The organism is Cupriavidus sp. 94F1, assembly GCF_057798875.1.
The window spans coordinates 26907-44189 of the sequence record NZ_JBYOJT010000006.1; the positions used below are offsets into that span (position 1 = coordinate 26907).

Annotated in this window: 14 protein-coding genes and 2 tRNA genes; 4 read left to right on the forward strand and 12 right to left on the reverse strand. The window is 65.9% G+C overall.

Annotated features, from left to right (window positions below; genetic code table 11):
• Nucleotides 1–134: 134 nt before the first annotated feature.
• The 4 genes from AC3FJ6_RS16185 to AC3FJ6_RS16200 all read right to left on the reverse strand — a co-directional run bounded on the left by AC3FJ6_RS16185 (nucleotide 135) and on the right by AC3FJ6_RS16200 (nucleotide 2911).
• Nucleotides 135–656, reverse strand: coding sequence for a MarR family transcriptional regulator (locus AC3FJ6_RS16185; protein ID WP_488772848.1), 522 nt, complete (start codon nucleotides 654–656; stop codon nucleotides 135–137).
• 379 nt (nucleotides 657–1035) lie between these two features.
• Entirely contained in the window at nucleotides 1036–1410 is a 375-nt protein-coding gene (locus AC3FJ6_RS16190) for a hypothetical protein (protein WP_066738921.1), read from the reverse strand.
• 177 nt (nucleotides 1411–1587) lie between these two features.
• A complete protein-coding gene (locus tag AC3FJ6_RS16195) occupies nucleotides 1588–2565 on the reverse strand; it encodes a tripartite tricarboxylate transporter substrate binding protein BugE (RefSeq protein ID WP_488772849.1) in 978 nt (325 codons plus the stop codon).
• A 270-nt stretch (nucleotides 2566–2835) separates the two neighbouring features.
• Nucleotides 2836–2911: transfer RNA gene (locus AC3FJ6_RS16200), tRNA-Lys, on the reverse strand.
• Between the two features lie 125 nt (nucleotides 2912–3036).
• Between AC3FJ6_RS16200 and AC3FJ6_RS16205 the strand changes: the two genes are divergently transcribed.
• Together AC3FJ6_RS16205 and AC3FJ6_RS16210 are read left to right on the forward strand one after the other, a co-directional pair.
• Entirely contained in the window at nucleotides 3037–3936 is a 900-nt protein-coding gene (locus AC3FJ6_RS16205; RefSeq protein ID WP_488772850.1) for a LysR family transcriptional regulator, read from the forward strand.
• 118 nt (nucleotides 3937–4054) lie between these two features.
• On the forward strand, nucleotides 4055–5437 hold the full coding sequence (locus AC3FJ6_RS16210; RefSeq protein ID WP_488772851.1) for an 8-oxoguanine deaminase: 1383 nt from the start codon (nucleotides 4055–4057) through the stop codon (nucleotides 5435–5437).
• 118 nt (nucleotides 5438–5555) lie between these two features.
• On the opposite strand, the gene AC3FJ6_RS16215 is transcribed toward AC3FJ6_RS16210, so the two are convergent.
• Nucleotides 5556–5631 (reverse strand) — tRNA-Lys (locus AC3FJ6_RS16215).
• A gap of 359 nt (nucleotides 5632–5990) precedes the next feature.
• Here AC3FJ6_RS16215 and AC3FJ6_RS16220 point away from each other — a divergent pair.
• Nucleotides 5991–6254, forward strand: a complete 264-nt coding sequence (locus tag AC3FJ6_RS16220; RefSeq protein ID WP_066738920.1) for a DUF1488 family protein — start codon at nucleotides 5991–5993, stop codon at nucleotides 6252–6254.
• Nucleotides 6255–6402: 148 nt separating this feature from the next.
• On the opposite strand, the gene AC3FJ6_RS16225 is transcribed toward AC3FJ6_RS16220, so the two are convergent.
• The 5 genes from AC3FJ6_RS16225 to folD all read right to left on the reverse strand — a co-directional run bounded on the left by AC3FJ6_RS16225 (nucleotide 6403) and on the right by folD (nucleotide 12663).
• Nucleotides 6403–8262 carry a SulP family inorganic anion transporter gene (locus AC3FJ6_RS16225; protein WP_488772852.1) on the reverse strand — a complete coding sequence of 620 codons (1860 nt, stop codon included), beginning with the start codon at nucleotides 8260–8262 and terminating at the stop codon, nucleotides 6403–6405.
• Nucleotides 8263–8266: 4 nt separating this feature from the next.
• Nucleotides 8267–9064 (reverse strand): exodeoxyribonuclease III, encoded by a 798-nt coding sequence (xth, locus tag AC3FJ6_RS16230; RefSeq protein ID WP_153948436.1) that lies wholly within the window; start codon nucleotides 9062–9064, stop codon nucleotides 8267–8269.
• Nucleotides 9065–9070: 6 nt separating this feature from the next.
• Nucleotides 9071–9508 (reverse strand): hypothetical protein, encoded by a 438-nt coding sequence (locus AC3FJ6_RS16235; protein WP_488772853.1) that lies wholly within the window; start codon nucleotides 9506–9508, stop codon nucleotides 9071–9073.
• 30 nt (nucleotides 9509–9538) lie between these two features.
• Entirely contained in the window at nucleotides 9539–11641 is a 2103-nt protein-coding gene (locus AC3FJ6_RS16240) for a M3 family metallopeptidase (RefSeq protein ID WP_488772854.1), read from the reverse strand.
• Nucleotides 11642–11805: 164 nt separating this feature from the next.
• Nucleotides 11806–12663 carry a bifunctional methylenetetrahydrofolate dehydrogenase/methenyltetrahydrofolate cyclohydrolase FolD gene (gene folD / locus AC3FJ6_RS16245; RefSeq protein ID WP_488772855.1) on the reverse strand — a complete coding sequence of 286 codons (858 nt, stop codon included), beginning with the start codon at nucleotides 12661–12663 and terminating at the stop codon, nucleotides 11806–11808.
• 154 nt (nucleotides 12664–12817) lie between these two features.
• Between folD and AC3FJ6_RS16250 the strand changes: the two genes are divergently transcribed.
• A complete protein-coding gene (locus AC3FJ6_RS16250) occupies nucleotides 12818–13516 on the forward strand; it encodes a hypothetical protein (protein ID WP_488772856.1) in 699 nt (232 codons plus the stop codon).
• 62 nt (nucleotides 13517–13578) lie between these two features.
• On the opposite strand, the gene AC3FJ6_RS16255 is transcribed toward AC3FJ6_RS16250, so the two are convergent.
• Nucleotides 13579–14211, reverse strand: coding sequence for a response regulator transcription factor (locus tag AC3FJ6_RS16255; RefSeq protein WP_101682117.1), 633 nt, complete (start codon nucleotides 14209–14211; stop codon nucleotides 13579–13581).
• Between the two features lie 141 nt (nucleotides 14212–14352).
• Nucleotides 14353–16965, reverse strand: coding sequence for a PAS domain S-box protein (locus AC3FJ6_RS16260; protein ID WP_488772857.1), 2613 nt, complete (start codon nucleotides 16963–16965; stop codon nucleotides 14353–14355).
• Nucleotides 16966–17283 lie beyond the last annotated feature (318 nt).

Genomic DNA, 17283 nt, shown 5'->3' on the forward strand with positions numbered 1-17283 from the left:
TCTCGGTGGTGTGCCGGTGCATGCTCACACTGTAGGAAAGATTTACGAGGCCGGGGCGACAAAACGACGACGCCCCGCAGGGCGGGGCGTCAGGATCGTGGCCGGCGGGCGCAGGGCCGAAGCCCCGGCACGGGTCAGGCGGCCAGCGCGTGTTGTGCGGCGCGGCTGGCGTGCTCGGCGACCACCAGCGATAACTCGGCGGTGTTGCGGGCGGTCTGGCGGCTGTGGCGTTCGGCGTGATGGTCCAGCGTGGCGGTCATGCGATGCAGCAGACTGGTCAACGCGGTGCGTTCCGCCGGCGCCAGATGCGAGATCGAGACCGAATGCAGCGCACGCACGGCCAGCGCCGCGCGCTCCAGGCGCGGACAGGCTTCGAATGCGATCTGCGGCGTGCCGTCGCTGGGGAACTCCAGCCAGCCATCGGCATGGAGTTCGCGCAACAGCCGCTCGGTCTGGGGCACGTCGAGGAAGATCGCGCCCTGGCACGGTTGGCCGCGGGTAAATTCGCCGGCGCGGATGGCGCGCAGCAGCAGCCATTTCGGATAGGACAGCCCGGAGACACTTAGCGTCTGTTCCAGGGCGCTTTGCCATGCGGTGACGGCGTCGACAAGCGAGAGCACGACAGGCTCGTGAACTTCGAGTGCTTTGGGCTGCATTTGCTCAGGTCTCCCATAACAGGGTTTTCTTGCCGCCTGGACACTTCTTGGGCCGGTGCTTGGCCGGCCCGGACGGCTGGCGCCTGCCTCTCGTTCGGGCCGGTCGCTCTTCATTGAAAATCGGTAGGGAGGAACACTATCAGCAATGTTGGGACATTTGCGTGACAGCTCGGGTATGTCCTAGTCAGTCTTTTGGCTGAGCCCTGGCTGAGGCGGCTTCGTTGTCGCTTGACGCTGCAGGGCAGACCGGGGTCTGACGTCTGATGAGCAGGCAGGGACGTGCCATCCTGTGCAAATGAAAAAGCCCCTGCGCGAGTGGCAGGGGCCTCGAGGCGGTGGCAGCGGGTTGTCCGCTCGCCGCCGATCATCTTGCTGGAGGTTACTGCTTCTTGGCGCCGTCGGTGTACGGATCGGCCTTGCCGGACTTTGCGCCGTCCAGGTACGGATCGGGCTTGCCGCTCTTCGCGCCGTCCAGGTACGGGTCCGGCTTGCCGGACTTGGCGCCGTCGGTGTACGGGTCAGCCTTCTTGTTCGGGGCCAGGTCGGCGCGCGTCGATTTCTTGGCGCCATCGGTGTACGGATCGAACTTGCCGGACTTGGCCGGATTCTGGTTCGGATTTGCCTTGTTCTTGGTGTGGCTGCCGCTGTAGAGATCGCCGCCATCCGTGTAGTTCTTCTGGGCGTGGGCCAGCTGCACGGCGCCCAGGGCAGTCAGGGCGGCAACGATCAGCGTCGGTACGGTCTTCTTCAGCATCATTATCCTCTCGAGTGAGGGCCGGTCGGTGCGGCCGGCCAAAAACAGAAATTTGTAGAAAATGCCTGTATCGATAATCACACTGTACCGCTATTTGTGACGGCCTGCCGCCAGAGTCGTAGTAACAACGCTCGGGCGACGGGCACGTCACGTGACTGTCAAGCCTTCATCCCGCTGTCATTCGAGCGTGATGTTCTGGTCGGTCGCAATCTTCTTGCGCAGTTCCAGTTCGCGCTTGATCTGCGCGGCATATTGCTGCTGCGTATTGCCGTCAGGGTAGGCGCCGGCGTCGTGCAGGCGCTTCTTCACGTTCGGGTCCTGCAGTGCCTTGACCGCGGCATCGTGCACCTTGGTCAGGATCGCGGCCGGCGTGCCTGCCGGTGCCACCAGGCCGTACCAGGCCATGTTGTTCATGTCCTTCATGCCTTCCTCGGCGAAGGTCGGCACGTTGGGCAGGCCTTCCACGCGCTTGGGCGCGGCCACGGCCAGCGCACGCAGCTTGTCGCTCTGGATGAACGGCATCGACGACGGCAGGTTGTCGAACTGAGCATTCACCTGGCCGGCCAGCGTGTCGTTCAGTGCCGGGCCCGATCCACGATAGGGGATGTGGACCATGTCGGTCTTGGTGATGTACTTGAACAGTTCGCCGTCCAGATGCGAGATGCTGCCCTTGCCGGCCGACGCATAGCTGTACTTGCCGGGGTTGGACTTGAGCAGGGCGACGAATTCCTTGAGGTTCTTCGCCGGCACCTTGGGGTTCACCGTCAGCACGTTCGGCACGTTCACGAGGTTCGTGATCGGTGCGAAATCCTTGATCGGATCGTAGGGGTTCTTGGCGTTCGTGGCCGGGTTGGTGGCCATCGTGCTGACGGTGGCAATGCCCAGCGTGTAGCCGTCCGGTGCGGACTTGGCCAGCGCGTCGGCACCAATCGCACCGCCGCCGCCGCCACGGTTCTCCACCACCACCGGCTGACCCAGTTCGCGGCCCAGCGCGTCGGAAACGGCGCGGCCAACGATATCGGTGGTGCCGCCTGCCGCGAACGGCACGATCAGGCGAATCGGCTTGGTCGGATACGACTGCGCGTGTGCGGCGGTTGCGACCAGACCCAATGCGGCGAGGGCGCCCGCAGCGCCCACTTTCAGAACAGCTTTCAAGAGATGCCTCCCAACATATTGCTTGTATTGCCCGGGTACGGACTCGGGTTCCGCAATACGGAACTGCGTTCCGTGATATGCGGCGAAGAGCATTCAACCGCGAAAGGCGAGGCGTGGGATATAGGGAGGAACCCGTGGAGGTCAGACCTCTTGGGGGCCGTACGGGAGCGGACGTGCGCGGTTCTGGCCGGGAAGCGGCGGGCCGGCAAAGTGTGGGCCAGGAATGCAAAAAGCCCGAAGCGGACAGCTTCGGGCTTTTCTGGAATTCGCTGGTGGGGCGTGAGTGACTCGAACACTCGACCTACGGATTAAGAGTCCGCTGCTCTACCAACTGAGCTAACGCCCCAACGAAGAAAAAGATTGTAGCAAGGGGGTTTGTATCGCGCAAGCCCCTTTCAACAGTTTTTTGAAGAAATTGCTGCGCCGTACAATGCGCAGATTCCCGAGCCGACCCTTTTCCGTCCTTCGCCCATGCATGCACGCGTTCTCCGCTATCTCGACGAGGTTGTTCGCCGTGGTTCGATCCGGCGCGCGGCGGAAACCCTGCACGTGGCGCCCACGGCGATCAATCGCCAGATCCTTGAACTCGAAGCCGAGCTTGGTGCGCCGCTGTTCGACCGCATCCACAAGCGACTGCACCTGACGCCGCTGGGTGAGGCCGTGCTGGCGCATGTCCGGCAGACGCTGCGCGAACACGAGGCGCTGCAGGCGCGCGTGGCGGAGATCAAGGGCGCGCGGCGCGGCATGGTGACCGTTGCCACCACATCGGGGCTGGCCGGCGCGTTGATGCCGTCGCTGGTGCATGACTTCCGGCAGCATCAGCCGGGCATCGTCGTGCGCGTGGCCGACCTGCCGGTCAGCGGCATCGTCACGGCGGTGGAGCAGGGCGATGCCGACCTGGGGCTTGGTTACGACCTGCCGGAAGTGGCGGCGTTTCGCGTGGTGGCCAGTCGCGACTGGTCGATCGGCGCCGTGGTGGCGCCCGGCCATCCGCTGGCAGCCCAGACTTCGGCCACGCTGGCCGAATGCGCCGGGTACCCGCTGATCCTGCCGGCGCCGTCGCTGTCCATCCGCGCGCTGGTCGACGATGCCTTTGCCCGCCAGTCGATCGAGTTGATGCCGGTGGTGGAATCCACCTCGGTGGTGCTGATCCAGCGCCTGGTGGCGACGGGCGCCGGGGTGGCGCTGCTGAATCCGCTCGATGTGATGGAGGAGCGGGCGCGCGGCGCGGTGGTGTTCGTGCCGCTGCGCGACAACGGCCTGCAGCGCCAGACGCTGCGGCTCGTGGCGCGCGGCCGCAGTCCGCTGTCGCCCGCTGCGGGCTTGATGGCCGACGCCATGGCCGAGACGCTGGCAGGCCTGTTCCGATAATCCGCCAGATAGCCGTCTGTCCACAAATTGTGGACACCCCGCGCGAAATTCTGCGCTTGGGGTGGCGTGCCGGCGATGCGTAGACTCCGGGCATTGCCAATCCGGATACACGACTGCCATGACCCTGATCCTCCAGCACGCCGACGTACTGGTCACCATGGACGCCCAGCGCCGCGAGATCGCCGACGGCGCCCTGGTGGCCAACGGCCCCGCCATCGAATGGGTGGGCGCCACCGCGGATCTGCCCGAGACCTATCGCCGCATGATCGACGACGGCAGTGCCGAAGTGGTGAACATGCGCGGCCATGTGGTGATGCCCGGCCTGGTCAACACGCACCATCACATGTACCAGAGCCTGACGCGCGCCGTGCCGGCGGCGCAGGACGCCGAGCTGTTTGGCTGGCTCACCAACCTGTACATGATCTGGTCGCACCTGACACCCGAGATGATCCGCGTGTCGACGCAGACGGCGATGGCCGAGCTGATGCTGTCAGGTTGCACGACCACCAGCGACCACCTGTACCTGTATCCGAACGGCGCGAAGCTCGACGATTCGATCGACGCGGCGCGGCAGATCGGCATGCGCTTTCACGCGGCGCGCGGCTCGATGAGCGTGGGCCGCAGCCAGGGCGGCCTGCCGCCTGACGTGGTGGTCGAGCGCGAGGCCGACATCCTGCGCGACAGCCAGCGGCTGGTGGAGCAGTACCACGATGCCTCGCGCCACGCGATGCTGCGCGTGGTGCTGGCGCCGTGCTCGCCGTTTTCGGTGTCGCGCGACCTGATGCGCGAATCGGCGACGATGGCGCGCCACTATGGCGTGTCGCTGCACACGCACCTGGCCGAGAACGACAACGATATCGCCTACTCGCGCGAGAAGTTCGGCATGACGCCGGCGCAATACGCCGAGGACCTGGGCTGGGTGGGGCACGATGTCTGGCACGCGCACTGCGTGAAACTCGATGACGAGGGCGTGGCGCTGTTTGCGCGCACCGGCACGGGCGTGGCGCATTGCCCGTGCTCGAACATGCGGCTGGCGTCGGGCATCGCGCCCATTCGGCGCATGCGCGATGCGGGCGTGCCGGTGGGGCTGGGGGTCGATGGCAGCGCGTCGAACGACGGCGCGCACATGCTGGGCGAGGCGCGCCAGGCCATGCTGCTGCAGCGCGTGGGGTTCGGCCCCGCCGCGATGAGTGCGCGCGAGGCGCTGGAGATTGCCACGCTCGGCGGTGCCCGGGTGCTGAATCGCGACGATATCGGCGCGCTCGTGCCGGGCATGTCGGCCGACATCGTGTCGTTCGACATGTCCGCCGTAGGCTTTGCCGGCGGTGGCCATGACCCGGTGGCGGCGCTGGTGTTCTGTACGCCGGCCAATGTGTCGACCAGCATCATCAACGGCCGCGTGGTCGTGCGCGACGGCCAGTTGCGCACGGTAGACCTGCCAGGCGTGCTGTCCGACCATCGCCGGCTGGCGCGCGTCCTGTTCGAGAGTGCCAGGGTCTGATGCGGCAGGGGTGGGCGCTTTGATGAGCGGTTCGGCTTTGCGTGGCGGTATCGCCAGAAAGCGCATCGCCAGAAAGCAAAAGGCCGGAAGCATTGCTGCTTCCGGCCTTTCTTGTGTCTGGTGGGGCGTGAGTGACTCGAACACTCGACCTACGGATTAAGAGTCCGCTGCTCTACCAACTGAGCTAACGCCCCGACGAAGACCGAGATTCTAGCAGCATTTTCAGCTTTGTCAAACGCTAAATGCGTGCCGGGAATAAATCGGTCCGGCGGCCCCCAAGCATGCGCGCTGCAAGCTGCCGCGTGACCGGACCGATCGGCTGACCGATCGGCTGCCCGGTCGGCACATCACACTGACACACACGCATGGCACGCTGCGCGGTTGCGGTGGCGGCGTCACGAGGCGAAACATTCGACAAGTGACGGAACTTGCCGTACCCGCCGCCGGTCATTGGGACGAATCCTATTCTGCTGATGGCGTGCAGGGGATCGAAGACGATTTCCGCAAAGCCATGTTAGGATTCTTTTCCACTTGCATATGGAGGGCTGTGATGATGGAAATCAAATTCCAGGAGCAAGACCGCTACGACATCAACAACGAGGGTTTGCTGTTCCACGCGCTTGTCGATGGTGAGCAAGTGACATGCGTGGTAACACGCGAAGCACTCTGGGAAGGCTTCAGCGCCGATCAGGTGCTGTCGCTGGAAGAGGCGTTCCGCGCCGGTCGTGACACGATCGAACGCGCGGCCGTGGTACTGATCGAGCAGGGTGTCCCCCAGCCGGTCGTGGTCAAGCGGGCACACGTGGCGCCGGTCTGAAAGCCGGCCGACGGTAGCAACCCTCCGCCCGCCGGCTTCGGCCCTGCTTCACCGCAGGCCGGCCGGCGCGCCAGACGCCAGAAGGTTCAGGGCGCCTTTCGAGAAGTTCTCAGCAGTTTTTTCAAAGTCTGGTTGTCTGCATTGCCATTCAGGCAGGATCCGCCGTGTCCAGTGTTTCGCCATGCCGTGGCGCGGCCTGAACGGTGGTGTCCTGTTCCTGCGGGCTTGCCGGGCCGCCGGGCCGCTGTGCGCATTCCTCGAAGATGCGCGCCTGGCATTGCGCGCAGATTTCGGGCGATAGCCGCGCGATGATCGTGTGAAGTGCCTGCCGCTTGGTCGGGAAGATATGGTCGCTGCCCAGCTTGGCGGTGAATCCGGTCTGCTTCCACGTTTCCAGCACCTGCGTACGTGGGCGATGGAAGTAGAGGTCGCCACCGGCCGCGCGCCGTTCGCTCAGTTCGGCTTCCCACATCTCCGCGCCAGCCAGGTCGATGAAGTTCATGCTCTTCGTCATCGCCAGCAGATGCTTCTGGTCGGCATCGACGGTACGCAGCCAGTGCAGGCGATCGGTCACGTATTGCACCGCGCCGAAGTAGATCGCGCCTTCCATGCGCAGCAGCTTCAGCTGCGGGCATTCGGGCTGCGGGCGTCGCAGTTCGTCCAGCGGCGTGAAGCGCCGGCCCGGGTCGTCGGCGTCAGGCACCAGGCTGCGGACGGCGGGGCGCGATGTGCGATAGAGATAGGCCACCAGCGACAGCACCGTACCTAGCAATACGGCCATTTCCAGCCGGATCACCAGCGTGGCGGCGAACGTGCCCACCGCGATGGCGAATTCCGTCCGCGAAAGCTGCGCGATGCGGCGCATCCGCTGGAAATCGAACAGGCCCCAGGCCACCAGCATCAGCATGGCCGCGATGGCGGCCAGCGGAATCTGGGCCAGCAGCGGGGCGCTGACGGTGACCAGCACCACGAGCAGCAGGGCCGAAAATACGCTGGCCAGCGGCGTTTGGGCCCCGGCCTCGAAGTTCGGCATCGAACGGTTCAGCGAACCGCACGAGATATAGCCCGAAAACAGCCCGCCAGCGATGTTCGACAGACCCTGGCCAATGAATTCGCGGTTGGCGTCGATGTGCTGCCCCGACCGCAGCGCCACGGCCTTGGCGATCGAGATCGACTGCCCCAGCGCCACAATGGTCAGCGCCGCGGCGATGCCGAGCAGGTCGGGCACCGTGCGCCAGTTGATGTCGGGCACATGGAACGGTGGAATGGCCGACGGAATCGGTCCCACCACGTTCACCTGCGGGGCGCCACCCCAGCCGCTATGGTTCAGCATCATCGCCACGCTGTAGCCGGCCAGCAGGCCCAGCAGCATGAACGGCAGCCGCCGCGACACCCGCTTGAGGGCGATGGTGACCACCAGCGTCACCGCGCCGACGATCAGCGCGCTGCCATTGACGGTGTCGAGGTTCTCGAACAGAAAACGCACCACGCCGAACGCGCTGGTGCCCGTGGGCACTGCCAGGCCGAACAGGTCCTTGAGCGCGTAAAGGCCGATCAGCGTGGCCGCACCGCAGGTGAAGCCGAGCAATACCGACGGCGAGATGAAGTTGGCCAGCGAGCCCAGCCGCAGCGCCCCGACCGCCAGTTGCAGCAGGCCCACCAGTATCGTCACGGCAAGGGCCAGCGCAATATAGGCCGGGCTGCCCGCGAATGCGACCGGGCTGAGCATGGCGAACAGCGCCAGCGAATTGGCATTGGTCGGCCCGGACATCACATGCCAGCTCGACCCGAACAGCGCGGCCACGATGCACGGAATCACGGCCGTGTAGATGCCGTATTGCGGCGGCAGCCCGGCCAGCGTGGCAAAGGCCACGCCCTGCGGCAGAACCAGGACCGCGCCGAGCAGGCCGGCGATGACGTCCGCGCGCAGCGTCAGCGGGGTGACGCGTCGCAGCCAGGGGAACCACCGTTGCAGAGGCGGGGTGTTGGCGCGGGCGGTGGCGCTCATTGGCTCAGTCGAGCTTGAGCGAGGCCACGACCGGCGTGTGGTCCGACGGCTGGTCCCAGCGGCGCGGTTCCTTGTCGATCAGGCAGGTCGTGCAGTGCGGCGCCAGGCCGGGCGACAGCAGGATGTGGTCGATGCGCAGGCCCGCGTTGCGGCGGAAGCCCATCATGCGGTAGTCCCACCACGAGAACATCTTGTCGGGCTGCTCGAACATGCGGAACGAATCGACCAGGCCCATCGCGATCAGCGCCTTGAACGCATCGCGTTCCTGCGGGGATACCAGGTTCTGGCCTTCCCACTTGGCCGGGTCGTGCACGTCGCGGTCTTCCGGGGCGATATTGAAATCGCCCAGCAGCGCCAGCTTCGGATACTTGATCATTTCGGCGCGCAGCCAGTCGGTCATGGCGCGCAGCCAGTCGAGCTTGTAGACGAACTTGTCAGAATCCAGCGCCTGGCCGTTCGGGAAGTACGCGCTGATCAGCCGCACGTCGCCGTAGGTGCCGGCCACCACGCGCTGCTGGGCGTCCTCATAGCCGGGGATGTTGCGCACCACGTCGGTCGGCGCCGGCATGGCGCCGTCGCGCGCCACGATCGCCACGCCGTTGTACGTCTTCTGGCCCGTGAAGATGCTGTGGAAGCCGGCGGCCTCCAGTTCGGCCAGCGGATATTTGTCGTCGGGCAGCTTCAGTTCCTGCAGGCACAGCGCGTCGATCGGGGTGCCCGCGGCGTCCTGCGCGGCCAGCCATTGCAGCACCTGGGGCAGGCGGACCTTCAGGGAATTGACGTTCCAGCTGGCGATTCTCATATGTCGTTATTCTTCGGGGTTGGCACTTTCGCCAAAAAGGTTGCGGCTGCCGCCCAGCAGATCGCGCTGATCGAGGATTTCGAACGCGATGTCGGGATGGGTTTCCATGCTGCGCCGGATGGCGGCGGGAATCGCCTGCCGGGTCTTGCGGCACAGGCCGGGCTGGTCGGCCAGTTCGATGCGGAAGCCGCGCGTGGTGCGCACCACGTTGTCACTGGGCGTGATCGTGATCGTGATGCCCAGCAGCGCGTGCATCCGTTCCTGCATGCGGTTCAGCTCGGCCAGCGTGGCGATGTTCTCTAGTCGTTCTACGAGTTTCTTTTCTTCCTGCTGCGTGAGTTGCAGGATGCGCCGGTCGGCGTGCGGGTTTTCCAGCAGCGCCTCGCGGTTGCAGACGCAGGCGCCCGGCGGACATTCCTTGCGGATCGGGAAAGGCATGTCCATGAGCCGGGGCGCCTGGCCGGGGTGACGCGATCAGGCTGCCGCCGCCGTTTCGGCCATGCCGCCGTGCCGCAGCAGCGCGTCGATCTGCGGGGTGCGGCCGCGGAAGGCGACGAACGATTCCATGGCCGGCCGGCTGCCGCCCACCGACAGGATCTCCTGCCGGTAACGCTCGCCGGTTGCCGCATCCAGCACGCTGCCCGACAGCCTGGCGGCTTCCTCGAACGCCGCATACACGTCGGCCGAGAGCACTTCGGCCCACTTGTAGCTGTAGTAGCCGGCCGCGTAGCCGCCCGCGAAGATATGGCTGAACGTGTTCGGCCAGCGCGACAGCGGCGACTGCGGCACCACGTGCTTCGCGTCGTTGATCTGGCGCGACAGTTCCAGCACCGACACGGGGCCCTGCGGGTCGTAGTCGGTATGCAGGTGCATGTCGAACGACGAGAACACGATCTGGCGCAGCGTCATCATGCCGTTCTGGAAGTTCTTCGCCGCCAGCATGCGGTCGAACAGCGCGCGGGGCAGCGGGGCGCCGGTATCCACGTGGGCCGTCATCGTCGACAGCACCTCGTATTCCCAGCAGAAGTTCTCCATGAACTGCGACGGCAGTTCCACGGCATCCCATTCCACGCCGTTGATGCCCGAGACGCCCAGGTCGCCCACCTGCGTGAGCATATGGTGCAGGCCGTGGCCGAACTCGTGGAACAGCGTGATGACCTCGTCATGCGTGAACTGTGCCGGCTTGCCGCCCACCGGCGCCGTGAAGTTGCAGGTCAGGTAGGCCACCGGCGTCTGCACGGTGCCGTTGTCGCGCTCCTTGCGGCCGCGGGCGTCGTCCATCCAGGCGCCGCCGCGCTTGCCTTCGCGCGCGTAGAGGTCGATGTAGAACTGGGCCAGCAGCGCGCCCTGCGGCGACACCACGCGGAAGAAGCGCACATCCTTGTGCCAGGTCTGGGCGTTGTCCGGCTCGATCTTCACCGAGAACAGCTTTTCGACCACGCCGAACAGGCCTTTGAGCACCTGCGGCTCCTGGAAGTACTGCTTGACCTCGTCGTCGGAGAAAGCATAGCGCTTCTGGCGCAGCTTTTCCGACGCATAGGCCACGTCCCACGGCTCGATGGTGTCCAGGCCCAGTTCGGCGGCTGCGAATTCGCGCAGTTCCTTCCAGTCGGCTTCGGCGAAGCGGCGCGCGCGGACGGCCAGTTCGTCCAGGAACTTCAGCACGTCGGCCGGCGTTTCGGCCATTTTCGGCACCAGCGAGACTTCGCCGTAGTTGTTGTAGCCGAGCATCTGCGCCTCTTCCCGGCGCAGCGTCAGCTGCTCGCGCATGTTCGCCGTGTTGTCCCAGTCGGGCTGGCCGTTGTTGTACTGCGGGCCCAGTTCCGAGGCGCGCGTGACGCTGGCCTGGTACATGGTCTGGCGCAGCGCGCGGTCATCGGCGTACTGGAGCACCGGGAAGTACGACGGGAAGTGCAGCGTGAATTTCCAGCCGGCCTTGCCGTCCTTTTCGGCGGCCAGCCGTGCGGCTTCCTGCGCGTCGGCCGGGATGCCGGCCAGGCGCTTCTCGTCATCGATGTAGAGCGCATAGGCGTTCGTCGCGTCGAGCACATGATCGGAAAACGCCTTCGACAGTTGGGCCTGCTGCTCCTGGATCTCGGCAAAACGCGGCTTCTTGTCCTCGGGCAGCTCGGCGCCGCCCAGGCGGAAGCCGCGCAGCTCGTTTTCGAGCAGTTGCTTGCGGGCCGGCGACAGGCCGGCGAATTCCGGGCCGGCCGCCACGGCCTTGTATTTCTCGTACAGGGCCAGGCTCTGGCCCAGCGACGACCAGAATTCGGTCATGCGCGGCAGGTTGTCTGCGTGAGCCTTGCGCAACTCGGGCGTATCGGCCACGGCGCTCAGGTGGCCCACCACGCCCCAGGCACGGCCCAGCGGTTCGGTGGCGGCTTCCAGTGCCTCGACGGCGGTCTTCCAGGAAGCCGGCGTCTCCGGGGCTTCGGCACGGGCGACGGCGGCCTGCGCCTGGGCCAGCAGCACGTCCAGCGCGGGGCTGATGTGCTCGGGGCGGATTTCGGCAAAGCGCGGCAGGTCGGTGAAGTCCAGCAGCGGATTGGCGGCGCGGTCGGTGGTATCAGTCATGACAATTCCCGGTTGGCGTGCCGCCGTCGAAAAGGCCATGCGGGCATGGCGGCACGATTACCCCTGCAAGATGAGGCCTTTGAGGCCAAATATCCAGTACGACTTAGCTATCAGGATGATTGAGGCGCGGCGGGCGCGCCATCGGGACCCATCCGGATCCTGTCTCAGGCCAGGCCGGCCCGGCGCTCGGCCGCTTCGAGCGTGTTGATCAGCAGCATCGTGATCGTCATCGGCCCGACGCCACCCGGCACCGGCGTGATATGGCCGGCTACCTCGCGCACGCCGGCAAAGTCCACATCGCCGCACAGCTTGCCGGCATCGTCGCGGTTCATGCCCACGTCGATGACCACGGCGCCGGGCTTGACCATGTTGGCGGTAATGATGTTGCGGCGGCCCACGGCGGCCACGATGACGTCGGCGTCACGGGTGTGGGCGGCCAGGTCGCGCGTCTTGCTGTTGCAGATCGTCACGGTTGCGCCAGCCTGCAGCAGCAGCATCGCCATCGGCTTGCCCACGATGTTCGAGGCGCCCACCACCACGGCACGGGCGCCGCGCAGCGGGTACTGGATCGATTCCAGCATCTTCATGCAGCCGTACGGGGTGCAGGGGCGGAACAGCGGGGCGCCGGTCATCAGCGCGCCGGCATTGGCCACGTGAAAGCCGTCCACGTCCTTCTCGGGGGCGATGGCTTCGAGCACCTTGTGGCTGTCGATATGCCTGGGCAGCGGCAGCTGCACCAGGATGCCGTGGATCTTCGGGTCGTTGTTCAGCGCGTCGATGCGGGCCAGCAGGTCGGCTTCGGACAGGTCGGCCGGATAGCGGTCCAGGGACGAGTAGAAACCGTTGTCCTCGCAGGCCTTGACCTTGTTGCGCACATAGACCTGGCTGGCGGGATCCTCGCCCACCAGCACCACGGCGAGCCCGGGCTGGTGACCGGCGGCGGTCAGGCGGGCAGCGCGCTGGGCGGCTTCGGCACGGATTTGTTTGGCAAGGGCGTTACCGTCGATCAATTGGGCGGACATGGGCGTACGTGACTGGAAAGGCTGGGAGGAAGGGCCGCGCGCCGCGCGGAAGGGCCGGCGCGCGCAAAACCCGGATTATAAAGGCTTGGCACGATTCGGCGCCGCCTTGACCGCATGCAAGCGGAGACAAGCTGGCGACTGCTAGCATCCGCCGATGGACATCGACGAATCTTCAATTCCGGAACTGCTGGCGACCTGGCCGCTGCCGACCCTGGCCGTGGCGGTGCTGGCCTGGGCGATCTCGCAACGGCCGTGGCTGGTGCTGCGCCGCGAGCCGATCCAGCATGCCTGGCTGGGCACGCTGGTGTTCCTGGCGCTGCTCTGGACGGCGCGCGCGACGCTGGGCGGTGGGGTCGTGATCCAACTGATGGGCGCGACCCTGGCCGTGACGATGTTCGGCCTGCCGATGGCGCTGGTGACGCTGGCTATCGCCAACGTGATCTCGCTGATCGGGCTTGCCTACCTGGCCGGGCAGGCGTGGCAGGACATCCACTGGATTTCGCTGGCGCCGCGCTTTATCTGGATGGCTGCGGTGCCCGGGCTGGTCACGGCCGGCCTGCAGGCCACCTTGCGGCACTGGCTGCCCCGGCACCTGTTCATCTTCATCCTGGGCCACGGCTATTTTGCCGCGCTGGTGGCGGCCATCGTGGCGGGGGTGCTGCGGCTGGCGTGGCTCATGCTGGTCGGGCAGGCGGGCGAGGCCGGGCTGACCGTGGGCGACTGGCTGACCGGCGTGGTGATCATCGCCTTCGGCGAGGCCTTCCTGACCGGCATGCTGGTGGCCATCTTCGTCATCTACCGCCCACAATGGGTGGTGACGTTCGCCGACGCCGAATATCTGGACGGAAAGTAGGGGGCGCCGGGCTGGGCCGTGGCGATGCACGGGCAGCCGGCGCGTCGGGGAATGCAGCCCGGTCAGCTGTTGCGCGACAGTGCCAGGCGCAGCAGGTCGGCCACCGTGTTGACGTTGAGCTTTTCCATGATGTTGGCGCGGTGCGCCTCCACGGTCTTGATGGAAATCCCCAGGTCGTCGGCGATCTGCTTGTTCAGGCGGCCGGCCACGATGCGTTCCAGCACCTGCTGCTCGCGCGTGGTCAGCTTGGACAGCAGATCCTTGGCGGCGCGCTGCTCGCGGGCGGCGGAATGGTCGGTGCGGGCCTTCTGCAGCATCCGTTCCACCAGCGCGCGCAGTTCGGACTCGTCGAACGGCTTTTCGATGAAATCGATCGCGCCGCGCTTCATGGTCGACACCGCCATCGGCACGTCGCCATGGCCGGTGATGAAGACGATGGGGATGTCGATGTTCTCGGCGATCATGCGTTCCTGCAGTTCCGGACCGCTCATGCCGGGCATGCGCACGTCCAGGATCAGGCAGGCCACCGAACTGGTGTCGTAGGCGGACAGGAACTGCTCGGCGCTGTTGAAGCTGCGCACCTGGTAGCCGTTGCCCTCTAGCAGCCAGGTCAGCGAGTCGCGCATCGCTTCATCGTCGTCGACGATGAAGACGGTCTCGCCACGATGCGGCGTTGGGCTGGGCGTTGCGGTCATGAAGTCTCCTGGGGCAAAGTCGTTTGCAACGAAGTGTAACTGCATGCGGCGGCGCGCAACACCCCCAGGCAAATCGTCCGGACGGCCTCCCGATGCCCCGCGGCAGAGGGTCGTCCGGCATGCCCGGGGGCGCTCCGGAGCTTATTGCTCGGGTAGCGCGGGCTGCAGCGGCAAGGTGATTTTAAACGTACAACCGATGCCGTCCACATTGTTTTCCACCCAGAGACGGCCCTGGTGGGATTCAATGATCGACCGGCAGATGTTCAGGCCCATGCCCATGCCGTCCGATTTGGTGCTGAAGAACGGCTCGAACAGGCGCTCCTTGGTGGCTTCGTCCACGCCCGGGCCCTGGTCGATCACGTCGATGCAGACCGATTGGCCGAACTCGACGTTTTCGATCCGCGCGTGGAGCCGGACCACGCCGGCCGCGCGCATTGCCGGCAGGCCGGCCATGGCTTCCACGGCGTTCTTGAGCAGGTTGACCAGCACCTGCTCGATCAGCACCGGGTCCACATACAGCATCGTCGGCGGGGCGGGCAGGCGCGTCAGGATGGTCACGCGGCGCCGCGTGGCTTCCAGGTCCGCCAGGCCCACGGCGTCGGCCACGATGTCGTGCAGGGCGGCCTCGCGCCGCTGGGGCTGGCTGCGCTTCACGAAGCCGCGGATGCGGCTGATGATGGTGCCGGCCCGCACGGCCTGCGCCGACGTCTTTTCCAGCACCGGGATCAGGTCTTCCGGCGTGCTGCGGCCCGAATGCAGGCGCGCCACGGCGCCCATGCAGTAGTTATTGATGGCGGCCAGCGGCTGGTTCAGCTCGTGCGCCAGCGACGACGCCATCTCGCCCATGGTGGTCAGGCGGCTGGTGAACTGCAGGCGTTCTTCGTGCTGGCGCGCCATTTCCTCGGCGGCCTTGCGGACCGTGATGTCGGTGGCGATCTGCATCTGCGCCAGGTGGCCGTCCACCCACTGGATATAGCGGCGGCGCACTTCGAACCATTTCTGCATGTCCGGTACGAACACTTCCCGGGCGTCGGACGCGTACGGCATCAGCTCCGAGGCGGGCAGGCCGGCGTACGCGTCGACGAAGTCGGTGTTGTCACTCGACATCTGTTCCTTGTCGAAGTCGTCGCCGGCCAGTTTCAGGTGCCCCTCTGCCTCCCAGCCGAACAGCTGGCGGTAATAGCGGTTGGCGAACAGCAGTTCGGCCTTGTCGGTGGCCAGCACCGACACCGCGGCGTCCAGGCTTTCCAGCACCGTCGTGAAGCGGTCGTGCGCGGCGGCCAGTTCCTCGCGGGCGCGCTTGGGCTCGGTGATGTCCGTCATCGAGCTCATCCAGCCCGTATGACGGCCGCGGCTGTCCACCAGCGGCGACACGTACATCCGCGCGAAGAAGCTGCTGCCGTCGCGGCGCATCACGCGCATTTCGTAGCCGGTGGCCGGCGACTTGCCCTGCAGCGTCAGGTCGATCTGCTTCTGCATTTCCTGCTGGTCGTTGGGTGGCCAGTAGGGGAAGGGCGGGATGCGGCCCACCAGTTCGGGCTCGGTCCAGCCGGTCATGCGGCAGAACGCCGGATTCACGTAGGTGATGCGGCCATTCAGGTCAAGCGCCCGCAGTCCGATCAGCATCGAGTTTTCCATCGCGCGCCGGAACGATGTCTCGGCCAGCAGCGCGCGCTGCGCCTCGGAGCGCCGGCTGGTGTGCCGCCACATGCTCCACAGGCTCCAGAGCAGGAAGCATGACAGCCCCACCACCAGCCACAGCAGCATGTTGTTGGGCAGGTTCGATGGCGGCGGATAGGCGTCGGCGCGCAGCGATAGCGAATGGCCCGGCGGGTCGAGCAGCACCTCGTAGGACAGCGCATTGCCTGGCACCGGCCGCACCGACGTGCTGGCGCGCGTCTGGTTGTTCTTGTCGATCAGCGAAAAGCGGTACCGCTCGGTCAGCTCGGGCGGCAGCAGGTGGGTCAGGATGCCGTTGATCGAATAGAGCGCCCCGAGCGTGCCCAGGAACTCGTTGTCGCGCACGATCGGCACTTCCATCAGCATGAAGCTGTCGCCGCGGTCGTTGGTCAGCGGGCGGGAATAGACCACGCGCTGGGTCTCCCGCGCGGCGTCGAAGGTGTCCAGCACCTCGGGTTCCAGCGGCTGGTCGACAGTTTCACGTAGCCGTCCAGCGAATTCGGACGTCGACGGCAGCGACCAGCGGCCCCGCTTGGTGGCGTCGAGCCAGTTGATGAAGACGATTTCGGGGTTTTCGCGCAGGATTTCCTGGGCGGCGGTGCGGTAGGCGCCCTGGTCCAGCTGCGCGGCGGCGATGTCGCGCGCCAGCGAGGCCATCTGGTCCTGGTTGCTCAGCAGGGATAGCCGCACACGCTGCTGGGCCCAGGCGGCGTCGCGGTACAGCGAGTCGCGTTGCTGCTGGCGCTCGGTCTCGTGCAGCGACCACAGGATGACGCCCATCGCCACGGTGAACAGCACGATGGCCACCAGCGGAATGAACATGAACCAGTTGGTCGCCACCAGATTGCGCCAGCGCATGATCCACAGGCGGCGCGGCGGTGCGGCCAGCGGCTCCATGACGTCGGCGTGATCGGCGTGTTCGGGGTGTTCGGCGTGACCGCCATGCGGGTCGCCATGGCCCCCGCGCGCCACGCCGGGCGCAACGCCCTGGGCGGAATCGCTGACGGTACCGGCGGAATTCGGTGGCAGGATGGCCGTTCGCAGGCCAGAGAGGATTCGGTCGAAGAACTGCATAGGGGATTGACGGTCAGCCAACCAGTGTATCGGCTTTATTGCGGTGCGTCGCTTGGGGAAAGCGCCTATCCGGCACAGGCAGATTCGCAAATCCGCCAGGCCGTTTGACGGCGCCGGCATGCGGTTTCTGGTGCACTGCCGCAATATTTCACATTATAAGAAATGACTTCGTAATCTGAAAATTTAGCTTGTCAGTCGTTGCTGTGCTTCCATAGAATCGCTTCGACCGAACAATGCGGGCGGAGCCATGTGCTTGAGCCGATGAGGATCCGGGCGACGCGACCCGATGCGAAAGATCCCGGTCCTGGCCAGTGAACC

What these genes read in the sequence shown, in the direction of transcription:
- AC3FJ6_RS16190 (WP_066738921.1), bottom strand. Translation starts at nt 1,410, where the DNA reads ATGCTGAAGAAGACCGTACCGACGCTGATCGTTGCCGCCCTGACTGCC.
- AC3FJ6_RS16185 (WP_488772848.1), bottom strand. Translation starts at nt 656, where the DNA reads ATGCAGCCCAAAGCACTCGAAGTTCACGAGCCTGTCGTGCTCTCGCTT.
- AC3FJ6_RS16225 (WP_488772852.1), bottom strand. Translation starts at nt 8,262, where the DNA reads ATGAGCGCCACCGCCCGCGCCAACACCCCGCCTCTGCAACGGTGGTTC.
- AC3FJ6_RS16255 (WP_101682117.1), bottom strand. Translation starts at nt 14,211, where the DNA reads ATGACCGCAACGCCCAGCCCAACGCCGCATCGTGGCGAGACCGTCTTC.
- AC3FJ6_RS16205 (WP_488772850.1), top strand. Translation starts at nt 3,037, where the DNA reads ATGCATGCACGCGTTCTCCGCTATCTCGACGAGGTTGTTCGCCGTGGT.
- AC3FJ6_RS16240 (WP_488772854.1), bottom strand. Translation starts at nt 11,641, where the DNA reads ATGACTGATACCACCGACCGCGCCGCCAATCCGCTGCTGGACTTCACC.
- AC3FJ6_RS16250 (WP_488772856.1), top strand. Translation starts at nt 12,818, where the DNA reads ATGGACATCGACGAATCTTCAATTCCGGAACTGCTGGCGACCTGGCCG.
- AC3FJ6_RS16260 (WP_488772857.1), bottom strand. Translation starts at nt 16,965, where the DNA reads ATGCAGTTCTTCGACCGAATCCTCTCTGGCCTGCGAACGGCCATCCTG.
- xth (WP_153948436.1), bottom strand. Translation starts at nt 9,064, where the DNA reads ATGAGAATCGCCAGCTGGAACGTCAATTCCCTGAAGGTCCGCCTGCCC.
- AC3FJ6_RS16235 (WP_488772853.1), bottom strand. Translation starts at nt 9,508, where the DNA reads ATGGACATGCCTTTCCCGATCCGCAAGGAATGTCCGCCGGGCGCCTGC.
- AC3FJ6_RS16220 (WP_066738920.1), top strand. Translation starts at nt 5,991, where the DNA reads ATGGAAATCAAATTCCAGGAGCAAGACCGCTACGACATCAACAACGAG.
- AC3FJ6_RS16210 (WP_488772851.1), top strand. Translation starts at nt 4,055, where the DNA reads ATGACCCTGATCCTCCAGCACGCCGACGTACTGGTCACCATGGACGCC.
- folD (WP_488772855.1), bottom strand. Translation starts at nt 12,663, where the DNA reads ATGTCCGCCCAATTGATCGACGGTAACGCCCTTGCCAAACAAATCCGT.